The organism is Virgibacillus salexigens (assembly GCF_000723585.1).
Taxonomy (GTDB): domain Bacteria; phylum Bacillota; class Bacilli; order Bacillales; family Amphibacillaceae; genus Virgibacillus; species Virgibacillus salexigens.
In genome coordinates, this window is sequence record NZ_CCDP010000001.1 from 1443874 (window position 1) to 1469909 (window position 26036).

Genomic DNA, 26036 nt, shown 5'->3' on the forward strand with positions numbered 1-26036 from the left:
AGGAACTAAATGCAGAACGAGTTATGGAAGTTAGAATCTGGATGGATAGCAGCATACACGGAAGATCGAGATGTTATTCGTAATATTAAACGCTCAAATAAAAATTGGCGTATTATGTGTGACTATTTCCACCGAGGTAAATTGATTGGAGTGCAATTTAAAATCCCGATGGAGGATAGAAGGCAGGCAGAACGTCGATTTGGAGTGAAACTATCATGACAGATTTTTAATGATTTAAAACGATCTGAGCCGTTTTAACTTTCCAAGGTATAAATACTAACGAAGTTAATTACAAAAGGTTTATTTGCTCTAATTTCTTTGAAAATCTGCTTATATGGTAGGTCTTTTTTGATTGTAAAGGAAGGGGATAAGTAAATGCGAGGATGTGTCTATAAAAAACATACGTACTGGGGCGCCTTAGGTTCCGGTGACACAGAACTAATCGTAGAAGATAGGGAAGGCAATCAGTCACCTCTTATATGCGGAGAGTTGACGCTGGTCCTTGACAAGCCTAACCGATATTATACGTTGATTTGTGACGGCCAAACATTAGCGCAAGGTATTTACGGTAACATCTTCAACACGCTATCAGAGTTAACGAGGCGCGGTTTGCGGTATCCGGACAAAGTCGAAGTCAGCGGATGGTCGATGGACTTTGACGATTATAGAGAAAGAGGTGAAAACGTTGAAAAAACGGAATAAACTACTACGCAGTGATAAGGATGTAAGGAAACGAAAGAAGCCAAATGATGCCTTAACGTGGCAAAAACGAATGATGGAGGAACTAAAGCAAATAAAGGAAATTGAAAGTTAAATACATCCCGTTTGTACTGCTTGGGGGATGCAGGAGGGGATTTGTGAAGAGATGTACCGCGGGCATCTCTTTTTTTTTTATGCGCAAACAAAACGAAAGGGAGAGGTTATATGACGAAATTTACACGATTTTTCACGTACGCATTTTCAACTGTAATACTTTCGGGATTCTTTTTACTGATTTTCGGGTTGATACTGGCAGGAATTCAATTTATTTTCGGATTTATTTTTTAAGGGGATGGAGCAATGAAACATACAAAGGAAGATATACAGAAGATTATTGCGGAATACGTCGGTGGGCCGACAGAGAAAATTAAAAGCAGACCGAGCTTACAGACATATAAAGAATCGGCGAAAATGGTCGCAACTGGCGAGCGAAAGTTAAAGCGGTTGAGGTTATCTGCGGCCGACCGAAGACATTTAAGTGTGCTTCGCGAGGCTATGTCGGAACTCAGGCAAGCGCTAGAAGCTGGCGCACAAGCAAACGAAATCAAACATAAGCGTAAAATGAACAACGCGGTAAGGCTCGCAAATGATTACACGCGTAGGACTGACGGCAAATGATAGGCGATGTATTAGTACGAATAGGTGCAGACATCTCCGATTATGACAAAAATATAAAAAAAGCTGCGGATAGGATGCAAGAGTTCGGATCGAATATAAGCTCTGTAGGCTCGACTATTGCGGCGGGTTTCGGTGCCATTGCTGCAGGTAGCGCTCTAGCCGTAGGTAGCACGGTTAAGGCAGCCGCAGAGTGGGAAGATTCGTTCGCTTCAGTTAGAAAAACGGTGGACGGAACAGAGGCGGATTTCGCGCGGCTAGCTAAAGGGATACGTGATATGTCGGAAGAAGTCCCGGCAAGTGCGAATAGTATCGCTGAGGTTGCTGCTGTTGCGGGACAGTTGGGCGTTAAGTCTGATGACATATTAAAGTTTACCCGTACGATGGTCGATTTAGGAGAAACAACGAATTTGTCTAGCGAAGATGCGGCACAATCGTTAGCTCAATTCGCTAATGTAGTCGGAATGTCGATGGACGATATAGACCGTTTAGGAAGCGTCATTGTGGATTTGGGGAACAATATGGCCACAAATGAGGATAAGATTGTTTCTATGGCGCAACGACTTGCCGGTGCTGGTGCGCAGATTAACTTGTCAGAGTCGGATATTTTAGCCTTTTCCGCAGCACTATCATCAGTCGGATTGGAGGCAGAGATGGCGGGGAGTGCCTTTTCGCGAGTATTCCTCGAAATGAATACCGCAGTTATGGACGGAGGCAAGGAGTTACAGAAATTCGCCAAGATTGCCGGTATGTCAGCCGATGATTTCGCTACAGCTTTCGAAGATGACGCGGCGGGGGCTATAACAACCTTCTTATCCGGACTCGGCAAAATCGGTAAAGAGGGCGGCAATACAACTAAAGTATTGGACGACTTAGGCTTCTCGGAACTTCGCGTTAGAGACACGCTATTAAGAGCGAGTGAAGCGTCCGGTTTATTTTCTGACGCGTTAAATATCGGTTCTAACGCTTGGAAAGAAAACACTGCGCTCGCAAAAGAAGCAAACACGCGTTACGAGACTTTTATAAGTAAGCTAAAAATGGTACGTAACAGGGTGAAAAACATAGCTTCACTAATTGGCGGACCATTTATGGACGTGTTAAGTGGTATGTTAGATGCACTAGACCCGGTTATTTCCGCGGTTGAAAGGTTTGCGGAGTGGTTTAACGATGCAAGTCAGCCGATGAAAACGTTTATTACAACGGCTGTTTTACTTATACCGGTAATAGCTGCAATTGGTGCAGGAATCGGTTTGCTTTTAATGGCGCTAGGTGGGCTAGTCGGTACGATCGGCGTAGCTTCTATAGCTTTTGGCGGACTGGGAGGAGCAGCGCTTGTTGTCGGGAAGGTCATTCTCGGGTTAATAGGAGCCTTTACATTACTTCCGGCAGCAATCGCAGGTATCGTAGTAGCTGCGAAAAACTTCGATAAGATAAAGGCGAAAGCGTCCGACATGGCTACGTCGATAGCTAACTCCGTTGCTTCGCTTGCTAAATTGGTTAAAGAATCACTGGAAGATTTTGCGCAGGCATTTGCGGATAAGTTTCCGGTGGCTGCAAAAGCGGTACAAAAGTTCGCGGATTCGGTTAAGGATTTTTCCGTCGGCGCGTTTGAGAAGGCGTTGTCTGGATTAGGTACGCTTGGCGAGCTAGCGGCGAAAGGATTAGACGTATTAAAAGAATCCGGAATCACCGTAACGGATGTACTTCGTAATCTAGCCGGACCTATGACGTCGTTAGTTATACTACTTGGCGGATTAGCCGGTCCGATCGGATGGGTCGTCAGCGGATTAACTTTCCTCGCAACCAGGACGAACATAGTAACCGATATGATCAAGGTATTTAAAGGAGAAATGGAGTTCTCGGAAGCGATCGAAAATATGGGCGATATGGTCGTGCAGTTTATCAATAAATTATCCGAGATGTTAACAGCCTCCATCGAAACAGGTACCGATATTATCGTAAAGCTAATCGAAGGGATTACCGCAGCTTTACCCGGACTAATCGATACAGCGACGCAAATAATTACGTTACTAATCGAAAAGTTTACGGAGTTATTGCCGGTGCTTATCGAGACTGGCTTAGGGCTGGTACTTAAACTTATCGAGGGCATTGTGTCGGCTTTACCGATGGTTATCGAAACGGCAACGAAATTATTTACTACGCTAGTCGAAACGATATTTACGTTATTGCCGATGCTTATCGAAACCGGAATTCAAATATTGATGACGTTAATAGATGCGATTATCACGAATTTACCGTTGATTATCGAGATGGCTATAACGCTAATCACGACGATTATACAGACGTTGGTCGAGAATTTACCGAGGGTAGTGGATGCAGGTATCAATATTTTAACTTCGCTTATTGACGGAATTATTCAGAGTTTACCGGCTTTACTAGATGCAGCGTTACAGTTAATTATGGCGATTTTAGACGTAATCGTCGAAAACCTACCCGTCATACTCCAAGCGGGCGTTGACATTTTAATGGCGCTTATAGACGGAATTATTTCGATCTTGCCGACGTTATTGGACGCGGCGCTCGAAATATTATTCGCGTTAGTTGATGTTTTCATCGATAATTTACCGAAGTTGTTTGACGCAGGAGTTGAGATACTTTTCGCGCTTATCGATGGGATTATCGAAATACTGCCCGAATTACTCGAAGCAGGCGGTAAACTTATTACCGAACTGATAAAAGCGCTAATGGATATGTTACCGGATATATTTGACGCTGGGGTCGAGTTAATAGGCGAACTTATCGATGGTTTACTCGACATGCTTCCGGATATTGGCGAAGCTGCGGCAGAAATCGGAGGCAAATTACTCGACGGGATCGGGGACTTTGCCGGTGATATGTTTGACGCAGGCAAAGACCTATTAGGCGGATTAAAGCGAGGTATTGAAGATAAGGCGGATGATGTGGTTAGCGCAGCCCAATCCGTAGCTGGACGGGTAGAGTCTGCTACAAAAAGATTTTTCGGCATTAAATCACCTTCAAGAATGTTCCGTAATGATATTGGTAAGATGCTCGGAGAAGGCTTAGCGTTAGGTATTAAAGACGAAATATCCAACGTTACAAAAATGGCGCAACGCCTTTCGGAAGCAGCAACGCCAGAACAGCCGAAACTTGCCGGAATAGATATCGGAGACTTCCGCGGACAAAGTAAGCAAATGACTGCGAGGCTACAGGCGGAAGTAAATCGAGGTAGCTACGGAGACAGCGGCGGTACTGATAACGGTATATTGGCGGAGATACGTGACGAGTTACGAAGAACGCGCGAAGTAAACGTTAATCTCGAGGCCGATAACGAATGGTTACGCGCAAAAATTAACGAAGGTAATGCGGTAGATGCGAGTATAGGGAGGTACTTTCCATAAAGGTAAGTAAAATATATCTAATTTGAGGGTCAGAACTTGGTTTTGATCCTTTTTATTATGTTAAAAAGGGGATATGTTAATTGGGGAAAAAAGAAATAAATACATTGTGGGATCGTGAGTCAAGAAACAACATTAATCACAATTTTGAAGAACTTTATACGAAATTAAATAATATAGTTGGGACCATATCCGAAGAAGCAGTTCAACAAATTATAGATAGTGCAAAAATTAATTGGCTAGCACCTGTTGCAACTAAATCAGAACTACCTTCAACTGCTAATGTAGGCGATGCTGTTATGGTACGTGATAATGGAGCTGGCGTAGCAGAGGTGTATCGATATAACGGTTCTGATTGGGAATTAATACAAGAGTTTGATCCGACAGCGATAAATGAATTAGACAGCAGACTAACTACGGAACTAGCAAATAAAGCCAGTATGCAAGATATTACAGAAATTAATCAGACTATCGATGACAAAGTAAATCAAAGAGTGGAAAAACAGTTTGCTGATTTGATAGTTAATGTACCGTCTGATTTCGAAAATATACAAATAGCTATCGATACTTTAAGTCAGCGAAGAACGAATCAAGGAACTACGATAAAGATTAATTTGGAGTCAGGTTACGAACTTAATGATCCAATCATTTTATCCAATGGGGATTATAGTCAATTCGAAATAACTAGTACAGATACGGAAGTAAATGTTGGAGCTTCTTTCCCTAGTGTAGATATTGATTTATTAACATTGAAAAATGCTAGAGGATTAGTTTGGAATATACTAGTTAATGGTCAAGCCTACTGTCGTAACGGGTTAGGTGTATATAATAATTCCCACCTTGAAGTCAGAGCAGGGAAAGGATTTAAATACGCGAACCAAAATAACTTATACGGTAGATATGGATCGATAATATTCGCGGACGATGGTATTTTCACACATGGATCACAAGCCGGTAATTCAGCGGAAGGATGGTCCGGAATACTTGCGTGGGGAGCAACAATTCACGCAGAAAGAGCGGATGTAAGTGATTCGAAAACTTACGGAGCGCAAGCCGCTGCGGGAGGATCGTTGTCTTTTAGAAACGGGATTGCAAACAATTGCGGAAGGCATGGGATTCGATCGACCAATGCTGGTTCAGTTGATGCGCGTGACGCGCAAGCGGATAATGCCGGAGCCTATGGAATATACGCAAGGGATGCGGGGATATTAAACGCTAACGGTATATCAGCTAAAAATGCGGGAGTAGCAGGGATTATGTCTTACAACGCGAGTATCATAGACGCTGAGTTAGCGGTTGTTGATGGTAGTGAAACCGGAGTAATTGCAGATCAAAACAGTAAAGTTAATTTCTTTAAAGGAACTGCTTTAAATTGTACTGACAAAGGTATTAAAGCAACTAGATACGGCGAGGTAAATGGCTCTGAATCAACCGTTGGTAATGGTATTTTATATGGAGTCGTAGCTGATATTGGAGGTAAAGTAAGTTTTGGCTCTGGCAGGGTAACGAACTGCCATGCTTATGGACTGTATGCAACCGGAGGATCAGAGATAATTGCACCTTTATGTACAATAACAGATATTAATCACTCTGGATCGTTGGGTCACGGTGTCTATTCTGAAAAAGGTTCTAATATTGTTGTGACGGAATCTACTGTAACTGGGGCAAGTGGGCAAGACCTTAGGGTAAATCGGGGATCAACTATTCATGCACATAACTGTAAAACTTCCTCTTCTGCTGATAATCATCCGGTGTTATCAGATACTAACGCCACTGCATTTAGTAGCATTACTTCACATTTTGGAATCATTTGGGCGCAAAAATAAAAAGAATTTAGCGAACAGTACTTATCACTGTTCGCCTTTTTTATGCCCGCATCACCTCGATATCCATCGCACTAACCTCACGCACAATCCTCCGCAACTTTTCCGCCCTAACGTCACTTACCGTATAAAACTGCACAGCAGGCGGAGTTTTCATCGTTTTCCGATAATAACGCGCCTGTAAATCCGCATACAGCGCTATTTTATTCCGATTTTCTTGCATACGCTGTGTGCGATCAATCTCGATCAACGTTAATCGCCTTTTAACGGTAGTAAGGACGTCGGGGATAATACGTTGTTTGCGGTTATACTTGCCGGTATATGTTACAGGACATTCTATCCGCCAGTCTTTCGGCTTATCTAATGCGAGGTATATATCGTTCCTCATTAACGCATGTTCGAGATAACCTCCGGATGATACTTTACGTTCACTACCGATTACCTCGCGACCTTTTTTCGATAATACATAGACTTTCTGCTGGCGTCGAAATGATCGCAAATACCCCTCCGATTCAATACGAGCAAGTATCCGATTAGTATTTCGTTTACCTCCGAGCGCACATATCTCCTGCAATTGCCTGCCGTCAGCAACCGCCAACTCATCCAGTTTGGAGAGGATCGTCATCGTCCGTTCTTGAAACTTTATCGTATGATGCACCGTCACGTTGATCGACCTCCTTAAATTTCGCCAGTCTCTCCTCCGATTCTTTATCGCTTATATACGGCACTTGTATCTCGACTTTATCAATAGTCCGATAGATTGCACGTCCAGGCACTGTTAATTTCTCCGCACCTTGTTCGTCGAGTGCAACACGCGATGCAACTTCGGTTGTTAAACGGAAACTTAACTTCGCGTCTGCGTTCTGTTTGATTTGGCGAGGTAACGTGTCGGACGTAGGGTATTGAGTAGCGAATACTAAACGGTATCCTAACGCTCCACCGATACGAGTTATTTCTGATAAAGCATGTTGACAATAGCCGAGTTGTTCCTTAGTTTCCTGTTGCATAAATGGTTCCGAGGATAGTTGCGCAGCTTCATCGACGATAACAAATGTACGTGTCTTAATTGGCGTATCCACGATATTTGTATAACCAAGCTTTCTAAATACGGACATATTGCGATTCATTTCCGATTGTACTTCCTCTAGCAATTTCGCAGTCTCACAAGCATTACTTGCGACTCGAACTGTCTGTTTTAAATCCGCATATCGCCCAAACTCGAGTCCGCCTTTGAGATCGATTAGGTACAAGCGAATATCCTCCGTAGGGTTATTTTCGCAAAGGTACGTAATCAATTGCTTTAGAAATACCGTTTTCCCTTGTCTAGTCGCTCCTGCTACGGTCATATGCGGTGTTACGTCGAAATTATGGAGAATTAGATCATCGAGAGTTAAACCGATAGGCACGGTGTATTTAGTATCTACGTTAATTTCCTTTAATTGCTCGTAGGCGACGTGATCAGGTAGTTTATACTTATAAATACGTACGTATAATCGGCCACCTGCGCTTTTAACCTTACATACGCGGTCAAATGCCCCGACAATCGCTTTCTCAAGTGAGTCCGTTAATACCTTTCCGAGTGGAATCGAATAGACATACTCCGTGTATAGCGTTTCTTTGTTCGTCTGTAGATAACGCGGTTGAGTTTCCTTTAAGTTGCCTAGGAAATCGCGATACTCTCGCAGAAAGTTCGTGCGACGGAAGATGACGGATAAGCGTTTCTTATACGTCCAGTTAGTAAGCATAGATATTCCTCCTTCTATTCTTTTTTCTGATCCTTCAGGTGTTCTTTTAGGTATTCCCACCTGGAATAGGAGATTGAAATAGGTAATTAGTTGATAAGATAATATATGTACAAGTATTTTAACTATTCCGTTTTTGCGATACACTATATACTATAGTTAAGTTAGTAAAATAATGCGTGTCTATCACAAAAATTCTGTGCAAAAATGATTATAAATTGCGTGAAAGTATTCGAGGTGGTATTTATGCTAATTAGTCATATAGGAGATTTAATAAAGAAGTCGCCATATAAACGGGAGTATATACAGGACTATATGGGAGTCTCGAGGAATACTTTATCGAGTTGGTGTTCCGGGAAGCACTCGCCTAAAATGGAGGATGCGCATAAACTTGCGGACTTACTCGAAGTATCCATCGATGACTTGTACACATATAAGCGGGAAGAATGAGGTTGTGTTATTTCAACTGATACATTCTAGGAATAAATCGTGATTTACGAAATATGGCTTGTCTTTTTTCGGATGATACCGTATAATAAACGCAAAATTACATGAACGTAGTAAGTAATGTGAGATACGAATTTAACCGTTTGATTCACCGATAAAGCTGACGCAAGGCTACGTAAGGATTCCGGCTTTATACGGTGTTTAATCCGGTTTCCGGTACCGTGAGTCGGGGGTTCGAATCCCTCCGGGCGCGTTAGTTAATCCTTTAAAAGCACGTATAAACAAAGGTTTTGTTTATACGTGCTTTTATATTGAGCATTAATTTTTCGTTAATTTTGATAGAAGTAAGCAGGAATGAAAGCGATATTTGTCGTATTTATTGATAAACGTAGAACTCTATTGGTAATGGTGCAAAAATGTTACGAATGTTTTTACCATAAAGTCACACCTTCTTGGCATATATATAAGTACAAGCAATTCGCTTACCTTTATTTTTACAAGATGGAGGTGAACAACATGGACCGAGGCACGCTTATTCGTACGATTGTTTTGGTATTAGCATTAATTAATCAATTTCTTATTGCAGCAGGAAAAAATCCGATTCCTGGCTCCCAAGAACTTTGGGGTGAAATTCTTTCCTTGTTATTTACAGCTTTTGCTAGTATTTGGGCTTGGTTTAAAAATAATTACATTACTGAACGGGGAAGACAACAAAAAGAAGTACTGCAAGCAAATCATTTAATTAAATAGTGAAAGACTAAGATATTACGAATCGTTTTGTCCATCGAGGGGATGCTCGATGGATTTTTTTTATACAGAGAATGGTACAGTACATTTCTCAAAGGCCTGGTCTTACGTGGGTTCGAACCCTTACTTCTAACATCTCCATTCCATGCGGTTGCCATGTGAATAAGCTTGTATTAAAAAGCAGCGTTCTTTCATATGTTGAGGTGATTTCTATAATGATATTTGGTTATCCTAATACTGGGTGATAAATATGAAGGCTAATGATATGGAAAGCAAACGGTTTGATAAGGCTTTGGATGAATTTATCGATCTTTTTAATAATTTAGAAACGGATGTTCCAATTATTCAATTTGGAGAGGATGTAATAAAAAACATCGAACTTGCTAAGCAAAAATATGGGGAGGCAGTGATCGACAAAAAAATTAACATAGTGGTTCGTGAAATGCTTTCCTTGCTTGATTTAGAAAATATGAAGATAGAAGAAACAACAGCTGATGATACAGAAAAAAATAAATAAACAGATATGAAAAAATTACTAGTTAAAAACACGCATATATGTTCTGTTTTTGTGATACAATAAGAACAAACGTTCTTGAAGAGGTGTCATATTGTGATAGGATTACTTCAACGTTCAAAAGAAAAAAAGCAAAAACTCGTTTTAGTTTATATTGATCACGACAATCAGATAACACAACGATTAATAAGGGTGGTAGAAATAAACCGAAATTCCATATTGGCATATTGTTTTTATCGTCAACAACTGCGAAGGTTTACCTTTAAAAACATTCTTTCATGTGGACCAGTTAAAAGAAAGGAAAGTGCTTAATGAGTATGAATGATCGTGGATCCATTAAATGGACATCAATGATGTTACCTGAACATGTGGAATTATTGAATAGAATGTGGGCGGAACAGGAATATAAGGAAAAACCTGTCCTGGATGAACAGCGGCTTGTGGAAATGGATGCTCAACTGCAATTAGCTATATGTAATGATTTGACAATTGAAATTAAGCATTATAATGGTCGAGATTATTTAACCCATAGAGGAAAATTAAAAAATATTAATAAAAATAGATTAACCTTAGACAATGAGACGGCGATTGAACGGATAAATATTCTAGATATCTGGGTTGATTAAATAATGATGTAGATGGGCATTACATCCAAAAATAGGAATTAAGCATAATTTTTGTTACAATATAGCTGTACAATATGGCTTTCGTGGGTGGCGGTTTCACTCCCTGACTGAATTGCAGGAGAGGGGGTGATGCCTATGACAGTGTTTGAAGCGCTTGTGCTGATGATCTCGTTTGGTTCATTAGTTGTTGCATTGCTGTCACAAAAAAAATAACCACCCATAAGCCTGGCAAGCATAGTGGGTAGTTATTTTCTATAAACTGTGTGAGCCGCCCCCTTGAAGGGCTATTGTACATGGCCGATGGTGTACCAGCACCATCGGTCTTTACATTCTTCAAAAGTAAGACCATTCTTATCTTATGATTAACTAATTATATTATACCCCACTAAAAAGAAAAAGAAAACTCCAAGTTATTATTTTTGTGGTTCATATATGTCCCAAGCTGTTTTTAAAGAATCCACAATATAAGAGGCTGCTTCATCAATCATTAATTGGTCAGTGGGAACGGTTGAATGATGGTCTTGATAAATGGATTTCCTTTCTTCGAATAATGCTTTTATTTCGTCAAGACTTTTCCCTTGTAGGACAGGCCGGCTGTCAATAAGTAAACTAATTCGATCTTGCCAAGATTCCCAAGATAAATCTAAGTAAAAGACAATGCACTTGTCTAGACACATTTTCCTTATATCCTCTTGAAGAAATGCTCCGCCACCTAGAGAAATAATTTTTAGCTTTTGATTACAAAGTCCTTGGATAATTTCTTTTTCTTTCTGTCTAAATACATGCTCGCCATAGGTTTGAAAAATCTCAGAAGCAGGTAAACCAAATGTTGCCTCAATCTCTTGATCTGCATCAATAAAATCTCGAAACAGCTTTTTGGCTATTTCTTTGCCAATAGTTGTTTTTCCAACTCCCATAAATCCAATCAAAACAATACTTTTTTGTCGTAATGGTATATCTTGTCCGTTCATACGTTACCTCTTTCTTTCCAATCATTTTTTCCAATTATAGACCAAATTGAATATCTATGCACGAGGCAAAAAAGGATGTTCTGTATTTGTTGGCAACATATCATGTAACGATTATAATAAATAGTTAATACGTTAATGGGGGAGAAAAAGTTGAATATTGTATCTGTAAAAAATGTACAAATTGGTACAGGTATCCCGAAAGTCATTATACCTTTGATGGCGGCTACAGCACATGAATTAAAGATAGAAATCCAAGAAGTGAAAAAAGAAAATCCGGATATGGTTGAATGGCGAGCAGATGCTTTAATAGAAGGGGATAAGCTAGAAACGGTAATCCATGTGCTCTCAGAAATAAAAGAAGCGTTGGGTGAAATTCCGTTGCTGTTTACCTTTCGCTCGTACAAAGAAGGAGGGCAGAAGGAAACCAGTTCTTCCTATTATATGAACTTGCTGACAGCGGTAATTGAATCTAAATATCCTGATTTGGTTGATATTGAATTATTTATTGGATCTTCTATCGTTAAGAGACTGGTGAAAAAGGCAAAAGAGCAGCAAATAATGGTCATTATGTCTAATCATGATTTTCAAGCAACACCTGCGAATGAGGAAATGATAAATCGATTAGTTACCATGCAAGAAGCTGGTGCAGATATCCTAAAGATTGCGGTAATGCCAACGTGTATAATGGATGTTTTGCGGCTATTAGCCGTTGCAGAAACGATGAAGACGACTTATGCGAAGCAGCCATTTATTACAATAGCAATGGGTCAAATGGGGTTACTAAGCAGAATTGCTGGAGAAATGGTAGGATCAGCAGCAACATTTGGTTCAGGTAAACAAGCTTCTGCTCCAGGTCAGATTGAAGCTGAAGAATTAAAATATTTACTCGGCAGACTTCACTATCATTCAAAGAATTGAAATGAAAGCAAGCTCCTATAGGTGGATCTTGCTTTTTTACTAGCAACATATTCGCCAAGAGGATTTTACAGAAAATAGCTGTTATTTAGAAATGAATTTCGTTGACATTCCAATTATAATATAACTAATAACATGGAAATGAGGAGTGTGTCATGACAACCTTAACATCCCATTATAAAGATGAGATTTTTGAAACCGTTTTCGAGAATGCTTACCATTGCTTTGTGGTTGTTGATGAGGATGGTATAGTAACTTACATGAATAAAAGCTATTGCCGTTTTCTTGAGATGGATAAGCAGGAAGTTATTGGTAAGCATGTCACAAACGTGATCGAAAATACGCGGATGCATATCGTAGTCCAAACAGGTAAGGAAGAAATAGCAGATCTTCAGTACATTCGCGGTAACCATATGATTGCCAATCGAATTCCAGTTCGTTCCAATGGAAATGTAGTAGGTGCAGTAGGGACGGTTCTGTATCGAGATACAAAAGAATGGATGCTTATGAATAGTCATATTAAAGATTTGTTGCTGGAAATAGAACATTATCGCAATCAATTAAAGGAACAACATGGTATTACGTATTCGCTTCATGATATAGCTGGAAGCTCTAAGCAAATGAGTGATTTAAAAGAAAAAATAAAGAAAGTTTCCCCTGGAGATGTCTCGATACTTCTCAGAGGAGAAAGCGGTACGGGAAAGGAATTGTTTGCTCATAGTATCCATCATTTAAGTGAACGAAATACAAAGCCATTTGTAAAAGTGAATTGTGCAGCAATTCCTGAACACCTAATTGAATCGGAACTATTTGGTTATAAAGAAGGAGCGTTTACTGGAGCAAAAAGAGGCGGAAAACTAGGTAAGTTCCAATTAGCGGATGGAGGAACATTGTTTTTAGATGAAATTGGTGATATGCCATTGAGTGCACAAGTGAAAATCTTACGAGTCCTGCAAGAAGGAGAGATAGAATCAATTGGTTCAGAAACGCCTCAGAAGATAGATGTGAGGATTATCGCTGCAACCAATCAGCCATTAGAGGAGTTAATGGAGACCCAACGATTTAGAGAGGACTTGTTCTATCGAATCAATGTCGTTCAACTATTTATTCCACCATTACGTGAAAGACCGGATGACATTCGTTTGATTTCAAAGTTTATTCTCCACAAAGTGAGAAAACGTACAGGCAAGCGTATAATGGATATTGATTCAGCAGCTATGAGTCAACTTACTCATTACAGCTGGCCAGGAAATATTCGTGAATTGGAAAATGTAATTGAATCAGCCATACATTTAACCAATCAGGAGAGAATTAGTGTAGATGATCTACCAGATCGATTGCGTTCACAAATCAACACAGTGAAACAAACTGGTAACTTAAAAGAAATATTGGAGAACGCAGAAAAAGCAGCAATTCAATATGCAATTGAAAAAGCAAAAGGAAATAAAGAAGCCGCGATGAAAACCTTAGGAATAAAGAAATCCAGTCTATATGAAAAACTAAAAAAGTATGGTATATCCTAGTTCCGATTTTCCGGAAAAGATTCCACCTTTTCGGAATCATTGGTAGGATACTGAAAACAGTAAGTGCTTACATTATTTATATAACTGATATGAACCAATTTTCCATTCTTGTGGAAGATTGGTTTTTTTATTAATCAAATTGTAAAAAAGGAATTATCCTTTGTTATGCAGATCCATTTCAAATGGAAGACAGTGGTTAAGCAATAAAAATTATTTGGCATAATTTTTGCTATATATGAGGGAAAGGGGTGTTAAGGGATGAAGGAAATATATCAAACCTTTACAGAAGCTATAGAAAAAATGGAAGATGGAGCAACAATTATGGTAGGAGGCTTTGGCTTGGTAGGAATTCCGGAAAATCTTATCTTGGCTTTAGTTGAATCCAATGTAAAGCATTTAACGGTTGTTTCGAATAATTGTGGAGTCGATGACTGGGGGTTAGGTTTATTATTAAAAAATCATCAAATTGATCGAATGATTGGATCATATGTAGGGGAAAACAAAGCATTTGAACGCCAAGTATTATCGGGAGAATTAAAGGTGGAACTTGTCCCTCAAGGAACGTTATCAGAAAGAATTAGAGCAGGTGGAGCCGGGATTCCAGGATTTTATACGCCTGCAGGTGTTGGCACACCTTTAGCTGAAGGAAAGGAAATTCGGAGTTTTGAAGGAAAAGACTATTTGCTTGAGACTGCGCTCAAATCCGATTTTAGTCTTATTAGAGCAGCGATAGGGGATAAACACGGGAATTTACAGTATGCAAAAACAGCACAAAATTTCAATCCAATGATGGCTGCAGCTGGTAAGGTAACAATTGCTGAAGTCGAGCAGGTAGTGGAAACAGGTAGAATAGATCCAGCATATATCCATACACCAGGAATATATGTAGATGGCATAATTGAAGGGAAACAGGAGAAAAGAATTGAAAGATTAACGGTACAACAAGAAGATTAGTAATAGGGAGGTAATCATGATGTTAAAACAATTTGATAAGGTATCCACAAGAGAAAAAATCGCAATAAGAGCTGAGCGTGAAATTGTAAGCGGTTCCTATGTTAATCTAGGAATTGGCATGCCAACAAAGGTAGCCAATTATATTCAAGCTGATAAAAAAGTTATTCTTCAATCAGAAAATGGTTTGCTTGGAATAGGAAGGTTTCCGGATAAACATGAAGTTGATCCAGACTTAATTAATGCGGGGAAGGAAACGGTGACAGCTGTTACTGGGGCAGCTTATTTTAGCAGTGCAGAGTCTTTTGCAATGATTCGTGGAGAACATTTAGATCTTGCCATTTTAGGTGGTATGGAAGTTTCTGAATCGGGTGATTTAGCAAATTGGATGATCCCAGGAAAAATGATTAAAGGAATGGGAGGGGCTATGGATATTGTTCACGGTGCAAAAAAAATAGTTATTATTATGGATCATTTGACAAGGCATGGGGAACCCAAAATCTTAAAAGAATGCCAGTTGCCATTAACCGGAAAAAATGTAGTGGATCGAATTATTACAGATCGAGCGGTTATTGACGTCACCAAGGATGGCTTTGTTTTACAAGAAACGGCGCAAGGATGGACAATAGATGAAGTAAAGGAATCAACAGGTGCTAAGCTCCATGTAAGCAAACAGCTAATTGAAGAAGCGTTTTAAAAAATGGGAGGAACTAAAAATGGTAGAGAATCAAGTAGTATTTATTACTGGTGCAGCAAGTGGAATTGGTTATGAAATTGGTGTCGCGTTTTTAACAAGTAATGCTTCCGTTGTTTTTACAGATATAAATGAAACAAAGGTTAATGAAGTAGTAAATAAATTGAAGGAACAAGGCTATGATTGTCTCGGATTAACATGTGATGTAACAAATGAGAATCAACTAAAACAGGCAATAGATCAAACAGTTAAGCATTATGGAAGACTTGATGTTCTCATTAATAATGCTGGTTTGCAGCATGTATCTCCCATCGAGGAATTTCCGACAGAGAAGTTCGAGTTTATGACTAAGGTAATGCTAGTAGCACCGTTTGCTGCAACGAAGCATGTCTTCCCAATCATGAAGCAACAAGGAAGTGGACGGATTATAAATATATCTTCGATTAATGGGGTTATTGGATTTGCGGGTAAAGCTGCTTATAACAGTTCCAAACATGGAATAATTGGACTAACAAAAGTTGCAGCTTTAGAAGGTGCTTCAGATGGCATAACGGTGAATGCTGTTTGTCCAGGTTATGTGGATACACCATTGGTTCGTAATCAACTGGAGGATCTGGCAAAAACGCGAGATGTTTCTCTGGAGAAAGTGTTGGAAGAAGTTATTTATCCTCTGGTTCCACAAAAGCGGTTATTGTCCGTGGCAGAAATTGCGGACTATACCATCTTCCTAGCAAGTGATAAGGCGAAAGGTGTCACTGGGCAGGCGATCGTTATTGATGGCGGCTATACAGCACAATAATTAAGAGAGGAGTAACAGACATGGAAAATGTTTATCTATTAGAAGGCGCAAGAACTCCATTTGGTACTTTTGGTGGAGCTCTTAAAGATATTGATCCAACGGAGCTTGGAGTGATAGCAAGCAAAGAAGCACTCAATCGAAGTAAAATGGATGCTAGTTCAATTGATTTCACTGTTATGGGAAATGTGATTCACTCAGCTAAAAACGCCCCTTATTTAACGAGACATTTGTCGTTGCAAACGGGCATTCCATTAGAAAGTCCATCCCTAACTGTGAATCGATTATGCGGTTCTGGGCTACAAGCGGTTATCAATGCTGCGCAATCAATTCAATTACAAGAAGGACAGGCAGCACTGGCTGGTGGAGTTGAAAATATGAGTTTAGCCCCATATGCATTGAGAGGCAGCAGGTTTGGTTCAAAATTAGGAACACCCAAAATGGATGACATGCTTTGGGCGGCTCTTACCGATGAATATATTGGAGCAGGGATGGGGGTAACTGCAGAAAATTTAGCGAAAAAATATGATATTTCCCGAGAAGCTCAAGATGCGTATGCATACGAAAGTCATCGTCGTGCAGCTGAAGCAAGGAATCGAGGGATATTTACCGATGAAATTGTCCCCGTTGAGGTGAAAACAAGAAAAGGAATGTCCCTAATGGATACCGATGAACATATTCGAGAAGATACAACGATGGAGCGATTAGCAAAACTAAAGCCTTCTTTTACATCAGATGGTACGGTAACTGGGGGAAATGCAAGTGGTATTAATGATGGAGCAGCAGCTGTTGTGTTAGCAGGAGAGCAATTTGTTCAGGAAAACAGTTTAAAACCAATAGCTAAAATTATTTCATGGGGGATAGCTGGAGTAGATCCTTCTATTATGGGAATAGGCCCTGTTCCTGCTATGAAAAAAGCATTGGCGAATGCAGGATTATCGTTGTCAGACATTGATCTCTTCGAAGTGAATGAAGCTTTTGCAGCACAGTATTTAGCCGTAGAAAAAGAACTGGGGCTAGATCGAGATAAAGTCAATGTAAATGGCGGTGCAATTGCTTTAGGGCATCCAATTGGTGCTAGTGGAACGCGTGTATTATATACACTTATTAAAGAACTGCATCGTAAAAACAAAACGCATGGCATGGCGTCATTGTGCATTGGCGGAGGTCAAGGAATAGCCATGATAGTAGAAGTTATGTAATCAGTTAACAAGAAGAAAATAGGGGGGGGGATTGTTCATGATCGGTATCATTCTGGGGTTGATTGTATTAATGCTGTTAGCCTACTTAGGGTGGTCAATTATTTGGGTAGCACCCATTGCAGCAGGAGTGGTTGCATTAACAGGAGGATTAGACTTGCTCGATGCATACAAAGATACATACATGGGGGGATTTGTATCTTTTGCTAAGCAATGGTTTCCTGTGTTTATGTTAGGTGCGATATTTGGAAAGCTAATGGAAGATACAGGGATGGCTAGATCCGTTGCAGTTGCTTTAACGAAAATTATTGGTACAAGGCGTGCGATCTTGGGGGTATTAGTATCATCAGCAGTTTTGACTTATGGAGGGGTTAGTTTATTTGTAGTGGTGTTTGCCGTTTATCCACTAGCTTTAACATTATTTCGTGAAGCGAATATAAGCAGAAGGCTAATTCCTGCAACAGTTGCATTAGGTGCATTTACATTTACGATGACTGCATTGCCAGGAACACCTCAAATTCAAAATTTAATTCCTATGGATTACTTTCAGACAAGTGCCACAGCTGCACCAATAATGGGGATTATTGCAGCTTTAATAATGGCTGGCGGTGGTTATTTTTATCTAAGCTGGCGAGAGAAAAAATTAACAAAGAATGGAGAAACCTATACAGAGCCGAAAGAGAATAATATCGAAAATAAGGAAGCACCCACACCGAATTTTATATTATCTCTTTTACCATTATTAGCCGTTCTCATTACCTTAAATGTTTTCAAATGGGATATTGTTATTGCCTTAATTTCGGGTATTACCCTGCTATTATTTTTAAATCTACACAAAGCAAAAAGTTTTGTTAAAGCGATTAATAATGGTGCTACAGGGTCAGTGATTGCTATTATAAATACAAGTGCGGCAGTTGGATTCGGAACTGTGGTAAAAGTTGTACCAGGATTTGAGAAACTAACCGAAATCCTAATGGGCATCAAAGGAAACCCGTTAATTTCAGAAGCAGTTGCTGTCAATGTGCTGGCTGGAGCAACTGGGTCAGCCTCAGGAGGGATGGGAATTGCCCTTGAAGCATTGGGGTCAAAATACTACGAAATTGCTATGAATACCGGTATTTCACCGGAAGCATTTCATCGTATCGCTTCATTGTCATCCGGTGGTCTAGATGCGCTGCCACATAATGGAGCTGTTTTAACCTTGCTGACCATTACTGGTATGTCCCATAAAGATAGTTATAAAGATATTTTTGTAGTAGCTGTTTTGATTCCAGTAATATCTGTAATTGTAGCCATTATTTTAGCTTCGCTAGGTATATTTTAATAAATAGCAGGTACAGGAAAAACCCTGTACCTGCTATTTATGTCACCTGCAAAAAAGAAAAACCATTTCGATAGAAGTTTTTTGTTATTTATTGTCAGTCCTTTTCAATCTTATTAGCGGAACTTGTATTACTTTTTTCTTATATAAATACGCAATCCCATTTAATATAAACGCAGGTACTTTTTTAGGGCTGTATTTCCTAAAATACATACGTGAGAACATAAATTTAATATCATCCCATTGATGATCGTGTGAGAGCTGTCGAAAACGAGCAACATCAATTAATTTTATATTTCCTTCTGGGGTTAAAATAATATTTCGTAAATGAATGTCCGAGGGATTTAACCCTTGCTGTTTAGCGAGTTTTAAAGCAAAGTCTGCCTCTTTTATATTTTCTTCTGTTAATGGAATGCCAAGTGTTAAACAGTCATATAATGTGTATCCATTAATATAATCGATTAGTAGATAATTTTTTCCGGATTGATATAATTTAGGGAAAAAAGAGTTTTCATTTAATAATTGATAAATTTCTGCTTCCTCTGATGCAATGTGTTCGTATTCTGGTGGAAAGACTTTGAGGGCCTTGGAAGTAGACTTGATTTTAAAGACAACCGCACTACGTCCTACACCAATAACTTCTAATGATGGATGTTTCTCAGCAACGGTTAATGATTGTTTTTCATTCTGTATGTTAACACTCTCTGCTAACTCAATAATCGTATTGGTGTCCAAGTTTTTACCCTCCTTGTACAATATCTTATATAACATTATATAAAAAAAGAACGATAATTTCCTGTTTAAACTATACCTAGACAATAGGAGGAATTCCCTGTATTTTTAAAATATTACAATGGTTTGCCTTAAAAAGGAAAGGAGTGTAAGGAAATGAAGTTAGTGAATTATCAGTTGAAAGAATTGGATGAGTCGAGAGTTGGCTGCCTAATTAATGATCAAGTATTGGATTTACAAGATGCATACAAACAGTATCTGATCTCCGTACATGAGGAGAAGTCAGTAGACCAATTAGAACAAGAACTTCCATCTAATCCGCAACATTTTTTTACAAGAGGTATCCCAGCAATTGAGAAAGCGCAAAAGGCATTAAACTATAACTTAGAGCAAGAAGCAATAGAGTTACGAATGAACCGAGAAGAACTACGGTTAGAAACTCCAGTTCCTTCTCCTTCAAAAATTATATGTATTGGAAAAAACTATGCTGATCATGTAGAAGAAATGAAGGGAGATATTCCAGAGTTTCCTGTATTGTTTGCCAAGTACGATAATGCATTAATTGGACCAGAAGCTTATATTGAAAAGCCTGCGTTTACAAAAGAACTTGACTATGAAGTAGAACTCGCAGTGGTAATTGGAAAAGAGGCATCAAAAGTACTCAAGGATGAGGCATTTCAGTATATCGCTGGATATACCATTGGAAATGATACAACAGCTAGAGACCTACAAAAACGGACACCGCAATGGCTGCAAGGAAAGACGTTAGATCGGTCTACACCTATTGGGCCATGTATAGTAACTACTGATGAAATAACAGATCCTGCGAACTTACAGATTAAATCATTTGTAAATGGTGAGGAACGACAATCATCGAATACAAGTAATCTCATATTCGATATCCCATTTCTTATCCAGTTTATATCAAGACTGATAACATTGAAACCAGGGGATATCATTATGACAGGTACTCCTAATGGAGTTGGCTTTGCTAGAAATCCTGCCCAGTTTCTCCAAGATGGGGATGTAGTAGGAGTTGAAGTTGAACAGATTGGACACATGGAAAATAAAGTAGTTGAATAATCTTTACGATGATAATAACAAAGGCCTTACCAGCATATATGTATGGAAGGCCTTATTTTATTGATAAGTTTATAAGCTATAAGAGTCCCTTGAAGGCATCCAACTATTTTACTAAATTCCGGTTTAATTTTTATAATTTATTGAATATTGTTTTAAATTAGTATACGATTTGGTTATTGAAAAATAAGCCTGCTATTTTAAGTAATAGCAGGAAAAAAGGAGGAAACAATATGAACGTTGGAAGCGATTACAAAGAATTGTCGTATCAAGAAACAAAACCTGATTATCAACAGGTGGCTGAAAGTGCTTCATTTAAGGATTTAATTACAAGACGAAAACGATTTATTATTCCCCTTACCATTTTCTTTTTAGTGTTTTATTTTCTACTTCCAGTTCTAACTTCTTATACTACCTTTTTGAATACTCCAGCGATAGGGGATATATCGTGGGCATGGTTGTTTGCTTTTGCGCAATTTATTATGACTTGGGTTTTCTGCATTATCTATGTGAAGAAATCAGCCCAGTTTGATCGTCAATCGGATGAAATTATTGAAGATCAATTAGGAGGAGAACGAGAATGAATGCGACCGTTATTACATTGTTTTTAGCAATTGTCCTTGCCACACTAGTTATCACATATTACGCTGCTAAAAAAACACAGACGACTGGTGATTTTTATACGGCAGGAGGAGGTTTAACTGGCTGGCAAAATGGACTTGCTATTGCAGGGGACTATTTATCAGCCGCTTCGTTTTTAGGTATTGCCGGAGCAATTGCACTTTATGGTTTCGATGGATTTTTTTATAGCATTGGTTTTTTAATTGCCTACTTAGTTGTAATGTTTTTAGTTGCAGAGCCATTACGGAATTTAGGGAAATACACACTCGCCGATATGATTAATGCACGATTCGATGCTAAAAAAGTAAGAGCGATCGCAGCTTTAAGTACAATTACGATTGTGATTTTTTACATGATTGCACAGCTTGTTGGAGCAGGTGCATTAATTCAGCTATTATTTGATATTGATTATTGGATAGCCGTATTAATTGTTGGAGTCATGATGACAATTTATGTATTATTTGGTGGAATGACAGCTACTAGCTGGGTACAAATAATAAAAGCAGTTTTATTGATGATTGGTACAGTAATCATAGCATTTATGGTATTGGCTAAGTTTAACTTTAATATTCTAGGTATGTTTAGTGAAATGAAAACCGTGACAAGCCATGGCGCTGATTACTTAAATCCTGGCTTAAAGTATAAAGTACCACTCGATACGATTTCATTAATGTTAGCCTTAGTGCTTGGAACAGCAGGATTGCCTCATATCTTGATGCGGTTTTTTACTGTGAAAAATGCAAAAACAGCAAGGAGTTCTGTTGTTACAGCTACGTGGGTTGTAGGGATATTTTATGTACTGACCATCTTCTTAGGGTTTGGAGCAGCTGCTTTTGTAGGAGAAGAGCTTATTACTGCAGCCAATCCAGCAGGGAATATGGCAGCACCATTATTAGCAGAGGCTCTTGGTGGTAATCTACTCATGTCGTTCGTTTCAGCAGTAGCATTTGCAACCATTCTTGCTGTTGTTGCAGGATTGGTTTTATCTGGTGCTTCTGCATTTGCGCATGACATATATGGCCAAATTATTAAAAAAGGAAAGGCCACAGATAAACAACAAATGATTGCTGCACGGTATGCTTCTTTAGGTGTCTCTGTTTTCTCAATTTTATGTGCTTTATTCGCCCAAACCATGAATGTTGCATTTTTGGTGTCGTTAGCGTTTTGTGTAGCCGCTAGTGCGAATCTACCTGTTATCCTTTATACCATTTATTGGAAACGGTTCAATACAACTGGTGCAATTACAGGCATGCTATTTGGTTTACTTTCCGCCATTATCTTGGTATCCATAAGTCCAAATGTATTTTCTCCTACAGAAGGAGCCGCCATATTAGTTGGTGAACCTATTTTTCCACTTACTAATCCAGCTTTAATATCTGTTCCTTTAGGATTTATTGGTGGATACTTGGGAACGGTATTTTCGAAGGAAGCGGATTTAAAACGATTTGCAGAGGTACAAGTAAAAGCAAATACAGGTTATCGAGAGTGAATAACAACGATCAATAATTTCACAAGGAGGAAATCATCCTTCAATGGATTAAGCCAAATTCTATAATAGATCGGTGATTTTATTATGACTTCAGAGGATGAGATATTTAGCTCTTAGTAATTATCGATTTATTCGCTAAACCAACTGAAATAGGCACTGCTCTTTGCGGACGCAGCAATGGCTAACCCGGGAAGTAAAAGCACTTCCACTGGGTGTAGCTTATGAGCTTATAATCCGTGTTGTTCCGCTGGAGTCAGGCCTATTTTCATTCGTTGTGATTAGGATAAAGATATATAGCGAGCATTTATACATTTTCACAAGGAGGGAAAAAGGTTGGATAAACGATATGTTGCAACTATGGAAGAACAAGAAAAGGTGTTACGTACGTTTTTTAAAAAGGGTGCAGATGGACCAATTGAAACATTTCCTAGTAAAGAAAAACGAAAGCTAATTATCTTACAACATATAATCACTCGATTTGATCAAACCAAAAATTATACAGAGAAAGAAGTAAATGATGTACTAAAAAGAATTTATCGTGATTTTGCGATAATTAGAAGATATCTAATTGATTATGGTTTTATGAAACGAAACAAAGATGGATCAAAATACTGGGTAAATGTTTAGGGTAGAGGCACCATATAGCCTGGATTAAAAGTCCGTGTAGAAGATAGGAGTGTCTACAAACTCTCTAAGAAGCTTTAAAAAAATGAATACCTTATTCTTATTATAATCCGTATCCAAGTAAATGTTCTAGGTAGAGGGCAAGTTCAATCTGTGGTAGGTATTGTTTTCTGCTCACGGTGAAGGAAGCCGACGGATTAAATTGCAATTTAGGTTTATGCTAGAGGTGGGGACAGGAAGCGTAATTCATTGGGATTCAATGTAAATGAATTGCCTGTCGAGACAATTTATCCGCGTGAATATTTTGCTTTTCAGGAATCCATTTTATAAAGAAATAAGGGAAGTGCTCAGTTTCTGTAAGAATCACTTCTAATAAAGGCATATATTTTGGGTTTCTTGTAAAACGTTTTTCAATTGTCTCTACAACCAATTTGGAATCGGAACGAAACGATAATATTTCATCAGGGAATTGTTCTTTACATATTTCCAATGCTTTTATAACTGCAAAGAATTCAGCTTCATGATTGGAAAGAATGCCTAGTGGAATTGTATACTCAAAGGTTGATTTTCCTTGTTTCATATAAATACCAGCACCACTTTGCCCTGGATCTCCATTGGCTGCACCATCTGTGTATACTTCGATCATAGAAAATCTACCCCTTTTTTAGTCATTCTGAATAGTAAGTATAGCATAGTTTTATGAAGTAAAAAATTTCGCTGTATAAAATAGACTAGAAGGAAAAGCAAATTTGTGTCAAAATAAAAGAAACGGCAGTTGATTTGGGAGAGGGTATGTATGAAATTACAACTTGTTAATGAACAAGTTCTAAAATGGAAGATGAATCAATCCCTTATGCAGTCAATTCAAATTCTGCAATTCTCCAGTATAGAATTAATGGATTATATCAAAGAAGTTGAGAAAGAAAATCCATTAATTGACGAAATCCAATACCAGGATGATTTAACATATTATCATTCATCAGCTGATAATAATACAGCTGCTGGGGAAATTAATGCGAAGGAATTGAACATGTATGAACAACTAAAGAAGCAATTATTCATGCTGGATATTGCCGAGGAAATAAGGCCGTTGGTTTTATTTGGTATCGATTCATTAAATGAAAGCGGTTACCTAGAAGTCGAAATGGAGCTTTGGGCGGAGAAATGTCACTCCACTATAAATCATGTGGAACAGGCGCTTTTGCATATCCAATCATTAGAGCCTGCAGGGATTGGAGCGAGATCATTAAGCGAGTGTATTCGTTTGCAATTGGACACATCCATGCACGATCCACTTTTTTTAGAAGATCTGTTGGAAAATCATCTGGATTGGATTGCTCAAGAAGAGATTCCTACCATTTCATCTAGCTACCAGCTGCCAGAATCTTACATTAGCGAATTGCTTGAAGAAATCAAGAATTGCCATCCTAAACCCGGTCAGCTATTATCTACTAAACAGTCGAGCTACATTATTCCGGAGGCATCTATTTTCAAGGAAAGTGGTAAGTGGGTAGTTACATTCTTTTCATGGGGCTCTCCAACATTACAGCTAAATCAAGATTACAAGCAACTCATGGATAGGGAAAAGCAAACGGTAGATTATCTCAAGAATAAATGGAAACAAGTTGAAGATTTAAAAAAAGCAATTTCGTATCGGAGAAATACGTTAGAGCGCGTAATTCAATGTATTATGGAAAAACAATATCTTTTTTTTGAGAATGGCATCCATTTCCTTCAGCCATTAACATTAAAAGAAATTGCTGATTACCTGGATTTGCATATATCAACAATAAGCAGAGCCATTTCTAATAAATATGTGCAAACACCGAATGGTGTGTTGCCGTTAAATTTCTTCTTACAGACAGGTATTCAGCAGAAAAATGGTTCAAAGACTTCAACCTTTGTTATAAAACGTCTTATCACTGAATTTATTGATAATGAAAATAAACAAAAGCCCTTATCAGATAAAAAATTAATGGATAAACTATACCAAGAGCATGGAATTGAAATAGCACGGAGAACAATTATGAAGTACCGTAAACAATTAAATCTTCCATCCTCTGCTAAGCGAAAGGAAAATTAAGATGAGCCACGTAATATTTTATACAAAAGACCATTGTCCTTTATGTGATGACGCGAAGATGATGCTCGAACTTCTAATGAAAGAATACAAATTTGATATAGAAGAACGAAATATACACCATAATGAAAAATGGTTAGAAAACTATCACTTACGAATACCTTATGTGATTATCGGAGAACATACGATTGATGGTTCACAAATGAATTGGAACACATTAGAGCAAGCATTACAATCGAACGAGCTGGATTGAAATAAGATCAGATCTATGCTTATAATGAGCGTAGAACCCTTGTTAATATAGGGTTTTTGCTTATTATAGTCATTTTGGTTGTGAAATTTTTGATCTTTGCTATAATGAATTTGAAGGAAGGATTAATTTTTTTGATG

General features: G+C 38.6%; 28 protein-coding genes. 23 read left to right on the top strand and 5 right to left on the bottom strand.

Annotation, left to right across the window (positions count from 1 at the left end; all coding sequences use genetic code 11):
• Nucleotides 1–9: 9 nt before the first annotated feature.
• The 5 genes from BN990_RS06480 (at nucleotide 10) to BN990_RS06500 (ending at nucleotide 6577) form a co-directional block, all read left to right on the top strand.
• Nucleotides 10–219: a hypothetical protein gene (locus tag BN990_RS06480; RefSeq protein WP_038243003.1), complete on the top strand. Its 210-nt coding sequence runs from the start codon at nucleotides 10–12 to the stop codon at nucleotides 217–219.
• 466 nt (nucleotides 220–685) lie between these two features.
• Complete coding sequence (locus BN990_RS23355) at nucleotides 686–814, top strand: hypothetical protein (protein WP_269778085.1); 129 nt, start codon at nucleotides 686–688, stop codon at nucleotides 812–814.
• Between the two features lie 245 nt (nucleotides 815–1059).
• Complete coding sequence (locus tag BN990_RS06490; protein WP_038243009.1) at nucleotides 1060–1377, top strand: hypothetical protein; 318 nt, start codon at nucleotides 1060–1062, stop codon at nucleotides 1375–1377.
• Nucleotides 1374–4754: a phage tail tape measure protein gene (locus BN990_RS21495; protein WP_051739040.1), complete on the top strand. Its 3381-nt coding sequence runs from the start codon at nucleotides 1374–1376 to the stop codon at nucleotides 4752–4754. Before BN990_RS06490 ends, BN990_RS21495 begins: the two co-directional genes overlap by 4 nt.
• An 80-nt stretch (nucleotides 4755–4834) precedes the next feature.
• Nucleotides 4835–6577, top strand: a complete 1743-nt coding sequence (locus BN990_RS06500; protein ID WP_038243011.1) for a right-handed parallel beta-helix repeat-containing protein — start codon at nucleotides 4835–4837, stop codon at nucleotides 6575–6577.
• A gap of 40 nt (nucleotides 6578–6617) precedes the next feature.
• Here BN990_RS06500 and BN990_RS06505 read toward each other — a convergent pair whose 3' ends face one another.
• Nucleotides 6618–7199, bottom strand: a complete 582-nt coding sequence (locus BN990_RS06505) for a replication-relaxation family protein (RefSeq protein WP_232620899.1) — start codon at nucleotides 7197–7199, stop codon at nucleotides 6618–6620.
• Complete coding sequence (locus BN990_RS06510) at nucleotides 7174–8319, bottom strand: FtsK/SpoIIIE domain-containing protein (protein WP_051739041.1); 1146 nt, start codon at nucleotides 8317–8319, stop codon at nucleotides 7174–7176. Before BN990_RS06510 ends, BN990_RS06505 begins: the two co-directional genes overlap by 26 nt.
• A gap of 243 nt (nucleotides 8320–8562) precedes the next feature.
• On the opposite strand from BN990_RS06510, the gene BN990_RS06515 reads away from it, so the two are divergent.
• The 5 genes from BN990_RS06515 to BN990_RS23595 all read left to right on the top strand — a co-directional run bounded on the left by BN990_RS06515 (nucleotide 8563) and on the right by BN990_RS23595 (nucleotide 10863).
• Nucleotides 8563–8766 carry a helix-turn-helix transcriptional regulator gene (locus BN990_RS06515; protein WP_038243034.1) on the top strand — a complete coding sequence of 68 codons (204 nt, stop codon included), beginning with the start codon at nucleotides 8563–8565 and terminating at the stop codon, nucleotides 8764–8766.
• Between the two features lie 513 nt (nucleotides 8767–9279).
• On the top strand, nucleotides 9280–9513 hold the full coding sequence (locus tag BN990_RS06520; RefSeq protein WP_021289052.1) for a phage holin: 234 nt from the start codon (nucleotides 9280–9282) through the stop codon (nucleotides 9511–9513).
• A 247-nt stretch (nucleotides 9514–9760) separates the two neighbouring features.
• Entirely contained in the window at nucleotides 9761–10027 is a 267-nt protein-coding gene (locus tag BN990_RS06525; RefSeq protein ID WP_021289051.1) for a hypothetical protein, read from the top strand.
• Between the two features lie 308 nt (nucleotides 10028–10335).
• Complete coding sequence (locus tag BN990_RS06535) at nucleotides 10336–10650, top strand: YolD-like family protein (RefSeq protein WP_021289049.1); 315 nt, start codon at nucleotides 10336–10338, stop codon at nucleotides 10648–10650.
• A gap of 162 nt (nucleotides 10651–10812) precedes the next feature.
• On the top strand, nucleotides 10813–10863 hold the full coding sequence (locus BN990_RS23595; protein WP_373867247.1) for a putative holin-like toxin: 51 nt from the start codon (nucleotides 10813–10815) through the stop codon (nucleotides 10861–10863).
• Nucleotides 10864–11063: 200 nt separating this feature from the next.
• Here the strand turns inward: BN990_RS23595 and BN990_RS06540 are convergent, their stop codons facing one another.
• A complete protein-coding gene (locus tag BN990_RS06540; protein WP_021289048.1) occupies nucleotides 11064–11621 on the bottom strand; it encodes a shikimate kinase in 558 nt (185 codons plus the stop codon).
• 150 nt (nucleotides 11622–11771) lie between these two features.
• Between BN990_RS06540 and aroD the strand changes: the two genes are divergently transcribed.
• From aroD to BN990_RS06575, 7 genes are all read left to right on the top strand, one after another.
• On the top strand, nucleotides 11772–12539 hold the full coding sequence (aroD, locus tag BN990_RS06545; protein WP_021289047.1) for a type I 3-dehydroquinate dehydratase: 768 nt from the start codon (nucleotides 11772–11774) through the stop codon (nucleotides 12537–12539).
• A gap of 152 nt (nucleotides 12540–12691) precedes the next feature.
• The gene (locus BN990_RS06550; RefSeq protein ID WP_021289046.1) at nucleotides 12692–14059 is read left to right on the top strand and encodes a sigma-54 interaction domain-containing protein; all 1368 of its coding nucleotides are present in this window, start codon (nucleotides 12692–12694) and stop codon (nucleotides 14057–14059) included.
• A gap of 258 nt (nucleotides 14060–14317) precedes the next feature.
• Nucleotides 14318–15013 (top strand): CoA transferase subunit A, encoded by a 696-nt coding sequence (locus BN990_RS06555; RefSeq protein ID WP_021289045.1) that lies wholly within the window; start codon nucleotides 14318–14320, stop codon nucleotides 15011–15013.
• Nucleotides 15014–15032: 19 nt separating this feature from the next.
• Nucleotides 15033–15707, top strand: coding sequence for a 3-oxoacid CoA-transferase subunit B (locus tag BN990_RS06560; RefSeq protein ID WP_038243036.1), 675 nt, complete (start codon nucleotides 15033–15035; stop codon nucleotides 15705–15707).
• 19 nt (nucleotides 15708–15726) lie between these two features.
• A complete protein-coding gene (locus tag BN990_RS06565; protein WP_038243037.1) occupies nucleotides 15727–16503 on the top strand; it encodes a 3-hydroxybutyrate dehydrogenase in 777 nt (258 codons plus the stop codon).
• Between the two features lie 20 nt (nucleotides 16504–16523).
• Nucleotides 16524–17702, top strand: coding sequence for a thiolase family protein (locus tag BN990_RS06570; protein WP_038243039.1), 1179 nt, complete (start codon nucleotides 16524–16526; stop codon nucleotides 17700–17702).
• A gap of 37 nt (nucleotides 17703–17739) precedes the next feature.
• The gene (locus BN990_RS06575) at nucleotides 17740–19023 is read left to right on the top strand and encodes a GntP family permease (protein ID WP_038243040.1); all 1284 of its coding nucleotides are present in this window, start codon (nucleotides 17740–17742) and stop codon (nucleotides 19021–19023) included.
• A gap of 84 nt (nucleotides 19024–19107) precedes the next feature.
• Here BN990_RS06575 and BN990_RS06580 read toward each other — a convergent pair whose 3' ends face one another.
• The gene (locus tag BN990_RS06580) at nucleotides 19108–19755 is read right to left on the bottom strand and encodes a hypothetical protein (RefSeq protein ID WP_021289040.1); all 648 of its coding nucleotides are present in this window, start codon (nucleotides 19753–19755) and stop codon (nucleotides 19108–19110) included.
• A gap of 153 nt (nucleotides 19756–19908) precedes the next feature.
• Here BN990_RS06580 and BN990_RS06585 point away from each other — a divergent pair, with 153 nt between their 5' ends.
• The 4 genes from BN990_RS06585 to BN990_RS06600 all read left to right on the top strand — a co-directional run bounded on the left by BN990_RS06585 (nucleotide 19909) and on the right by BN990_RS06600 (nucleotide 23569).
• Entirely contained in the window at nucleotides 19909–20835 is a 927-nt protein-coding gene (locus BN990_RS06585) for a fumarylacetoacetate hydrolase family protein (protein ID WP_021289039.1), read from the top strand.
• 230 nt (nucleotides 20836–21065) lie between these two features.
• Nucleotides 21066–21416 (top strand): DUF485 domain-containing protein, encoded by a 351-nt coding sequence (locus BN990_RS06590; RefSeq protein WP_021289038.1) that lies wholly within the window; start codon nucleotides 21066–21068, stop codon nucleotides 21414–21416.
• Entirely contained in the window at nucleotides 21413–22942 is a 1530-nt protein-coding gene (locus tag BN990_RS06595; RefSeq protein WP_021289037.1) for a solute symporter family protein, read from the top strand. Before BN990_RS06590 ends, BN990_RS06595 begins: the two co-directional genes overlap by 4 nt.
• A gap of 333 nt (nucleotides 22943–23275) precedes the next feature.
• Nucleotides 23276–23569 carry a DUF2087 domain-containing protein gene (locus BN990_RS06600; RefSeq protein WP_021289036.1) on the top strand — a complete coding sequence of 98 codons (294 nt, stop codon included), beginning with the start codon at nucleotides 23276–23278 and terminating at the stop codon, nucleotides 23567–23569.
• A 253-nt stretch (nucleotides 23570–23822) separates the two neighbouring features.
• Here the strand turns inward: BN990_RS06600 and BN990_RS06605 are convergent, their stop codons facing one another.
• On the bottom strand, nucleotides 23823–24212 hold the full coding sequence (locus BN990_RS06605; RefSeq protein ID WP_021289035.1) for a ribonuclease HI family protein: 390 nt from the start codon (nucleotides 24210–24212) through the stop codon (nucleotides 23823–23825).
• A gap of 150 nt (nucleotides 24213–24362) precedes the next feature.
• Between BN990_RS06605 and rpoN the strand changes: the two genes are divergently transcribed.
• Together rpoN and BN990_RS06615 are read left to right on the top strand one after the other, a co-directional pair.
• The gene (gene rpoN / locus BN990_RS06610; RefSeq protein ID WP_021289034.1) at nucleotides 24363–25649 is read left to right on the top strand and encodes an RNA polymerase factor sigma-54; all 1287 of its coding nucleotides are present in this window, start codon (nucleotides 24363–24365) and stop codon (nucleotides 25647–25649) included.
• 1 nt (nucleotide 25650) lies between these two features.
• Nucleotides 25651–25899, top strand: coding sequence for a glutaredoxin family protein (locus BN990_RS06615; protein WP_021289033.1), 249 nt, complete (start codon nucleotides 25651–25653; stop codon nucleotides 25897–25899).
• The last annotated feature ends 137 nt before the right edge of the window (nucleotides 25900–26036 follow it).

Excerpts from the sequence above, each read along its gene's own strand:
- BN990_RS06480 (WP_038243003.1), top strand. The coding sequence starts at position 10 with ATGCAGAACGAGTTATGGAAGTTAGAATCTGGATGGATAGCAGCATAC.
- BN990_RS06490 (WP_038243009.1), top strand. The coding sequence starts at position 1,060 with ATGAAACATACAAAGGAAGATATACAGAAGATTATTGCGGAATACGTC.
- BN990_RS21495 (WP_051739040.1), top strand. The coding sequence starts at position 1,374 with ATGATAGGCGATGTATTAGTACGAATAGGTGCAGACATCTCCGATTAT.
- BN990_RS06505 (WP_232620899.1), bottom strand. The coding sequence starts at position 7,199 with ATGACGATCCTCTCCAAACTGGATGAGTTGGCGGTTGCTGACGGCAGG.
- BN990_RS06510 (WP_051739041.1), bottom strand. The coding sequence starts at position 8,319 with ATGCTTACTAACTGGACGTATAAGAAACGCTTATCCGTCATCTTCCGT.
- BN990_RS06515 (WP_038243034.1), top strand. The coding sequence starts at position 8,563 with ATGCTAATTAGTCATATAGGAGATTTAATAAAGAAGTCGCCATATAAA.
- BN990_RS06520 (WP_021289052.1), top strand. The coding sequence starts at position 9,280 with ATGGACCGAGGCACGCTTATTCGTACGATTGTTTTGGTATTAGCATTA.
- BN990_RS06525 (WP_021289051.1), top strand. The coding sequence starts at position 9,761 with ATGAAGGCTAATGATATGGAAAGCAAACGGTTTGATAAGGCTTTGGAT.
- BN990_RS06535 (WP_021289049.1), top strand. The coding sequence starts at position 10,336 with ATGAGTATGAATGATCGTGGATCCATTAAATGGACATCAATGATGTTA.
- BN990_RS06540 (WP_021289048.1), bottom strand. The coding sequence starts at position 11,621 with ATGAACGGACAAGATATACCATTACGACAAAAAAGTATTGTTTTGATT.
- BN990_RS06550 (WP_021289046.1), top strand. The coding sequence starts at position 12,692 with ATGACAACCTTAACATCCCATTATAAAGATGAGATTTTTGAAACCGTT.
- BN990_RS06555 (WP_021289045.1), top strand. The coding sequence starts at position 14,318 with ATGAAGGAAATATATCAAACCTTTACAGAAGCTATAGAAAAAATGGAA.
- BN990_RS06560 (WP_038243036.1), top strand. The coding sequence starts at position 15,033 with ATGTTAAAACAATTTGATAAGGTATCCACAAGAGAAAAAATCGCAATA.
- BN990_RS06565 (WP_038243037.1), top strand. The coding sequence starts at position 15,727 with ATGGTAGAGAATCAAGTAGTATTTATTACTGGTGCAGCAAGTGGAATT.
- BN990_RS06570 (WP_038243039.1), top strand. The coding sequence starts at position 16,524 with ATGGAAAATGTTTATCTATTAGAAGGCGCAAGAACTCCATTTGGTACT.
- BN990_RS06575 (WP_038243040.1), top strand. The coding sequence starts at position 17,740 with ATGATCGGTATCATTCTGGGGTTGATTGTATTAATGCTGTTAGCCTAC.
- BN990_RS06585 (WP_021289039.1), top strand. The coding sequence starts at position 19,909 with ATGAAGTTAGTGAATTATCAGTTGAAAGAATTGGATGAGTCGAGAGTT.
- BN990_RS06590 (WP_021289038.1), top strand. The coding sequence starts at position 21,066 with ATGAACGTTGGAAGCGATTACAAAGAATTGTCGTATCAAGAAACAAAA.
- BN990_RS06595 (WP_021289037.1), top strand. The coding sequence starts at position 21,413 with ATGAATGCGACCGTTATTACATTGTTTTTAGCAATTGTCCTTGCCACA.
- BN990_RS06605 (WP_021289035.1), bottom strand. The coding sequence starts at position 24,212 with ATGATCGAAGTATACACAGATGGTGCAGCCAATGGAGATCCAGGGCAA.
- rpoN (WP_021289034.1), top strand. The coding sequence starts at position 24,363 with ATGAAATTACAACTTGTTAATGAACAAGTTCTAAAATGGAAGATGAAT.
- BN990_RS06615 (WP_021289033.1), top strand. The coding sequence starts at position 25,651 with ATGAGCCACGTAATATTTTATACAAAAGACCATTGTCCTTTATGTGAT.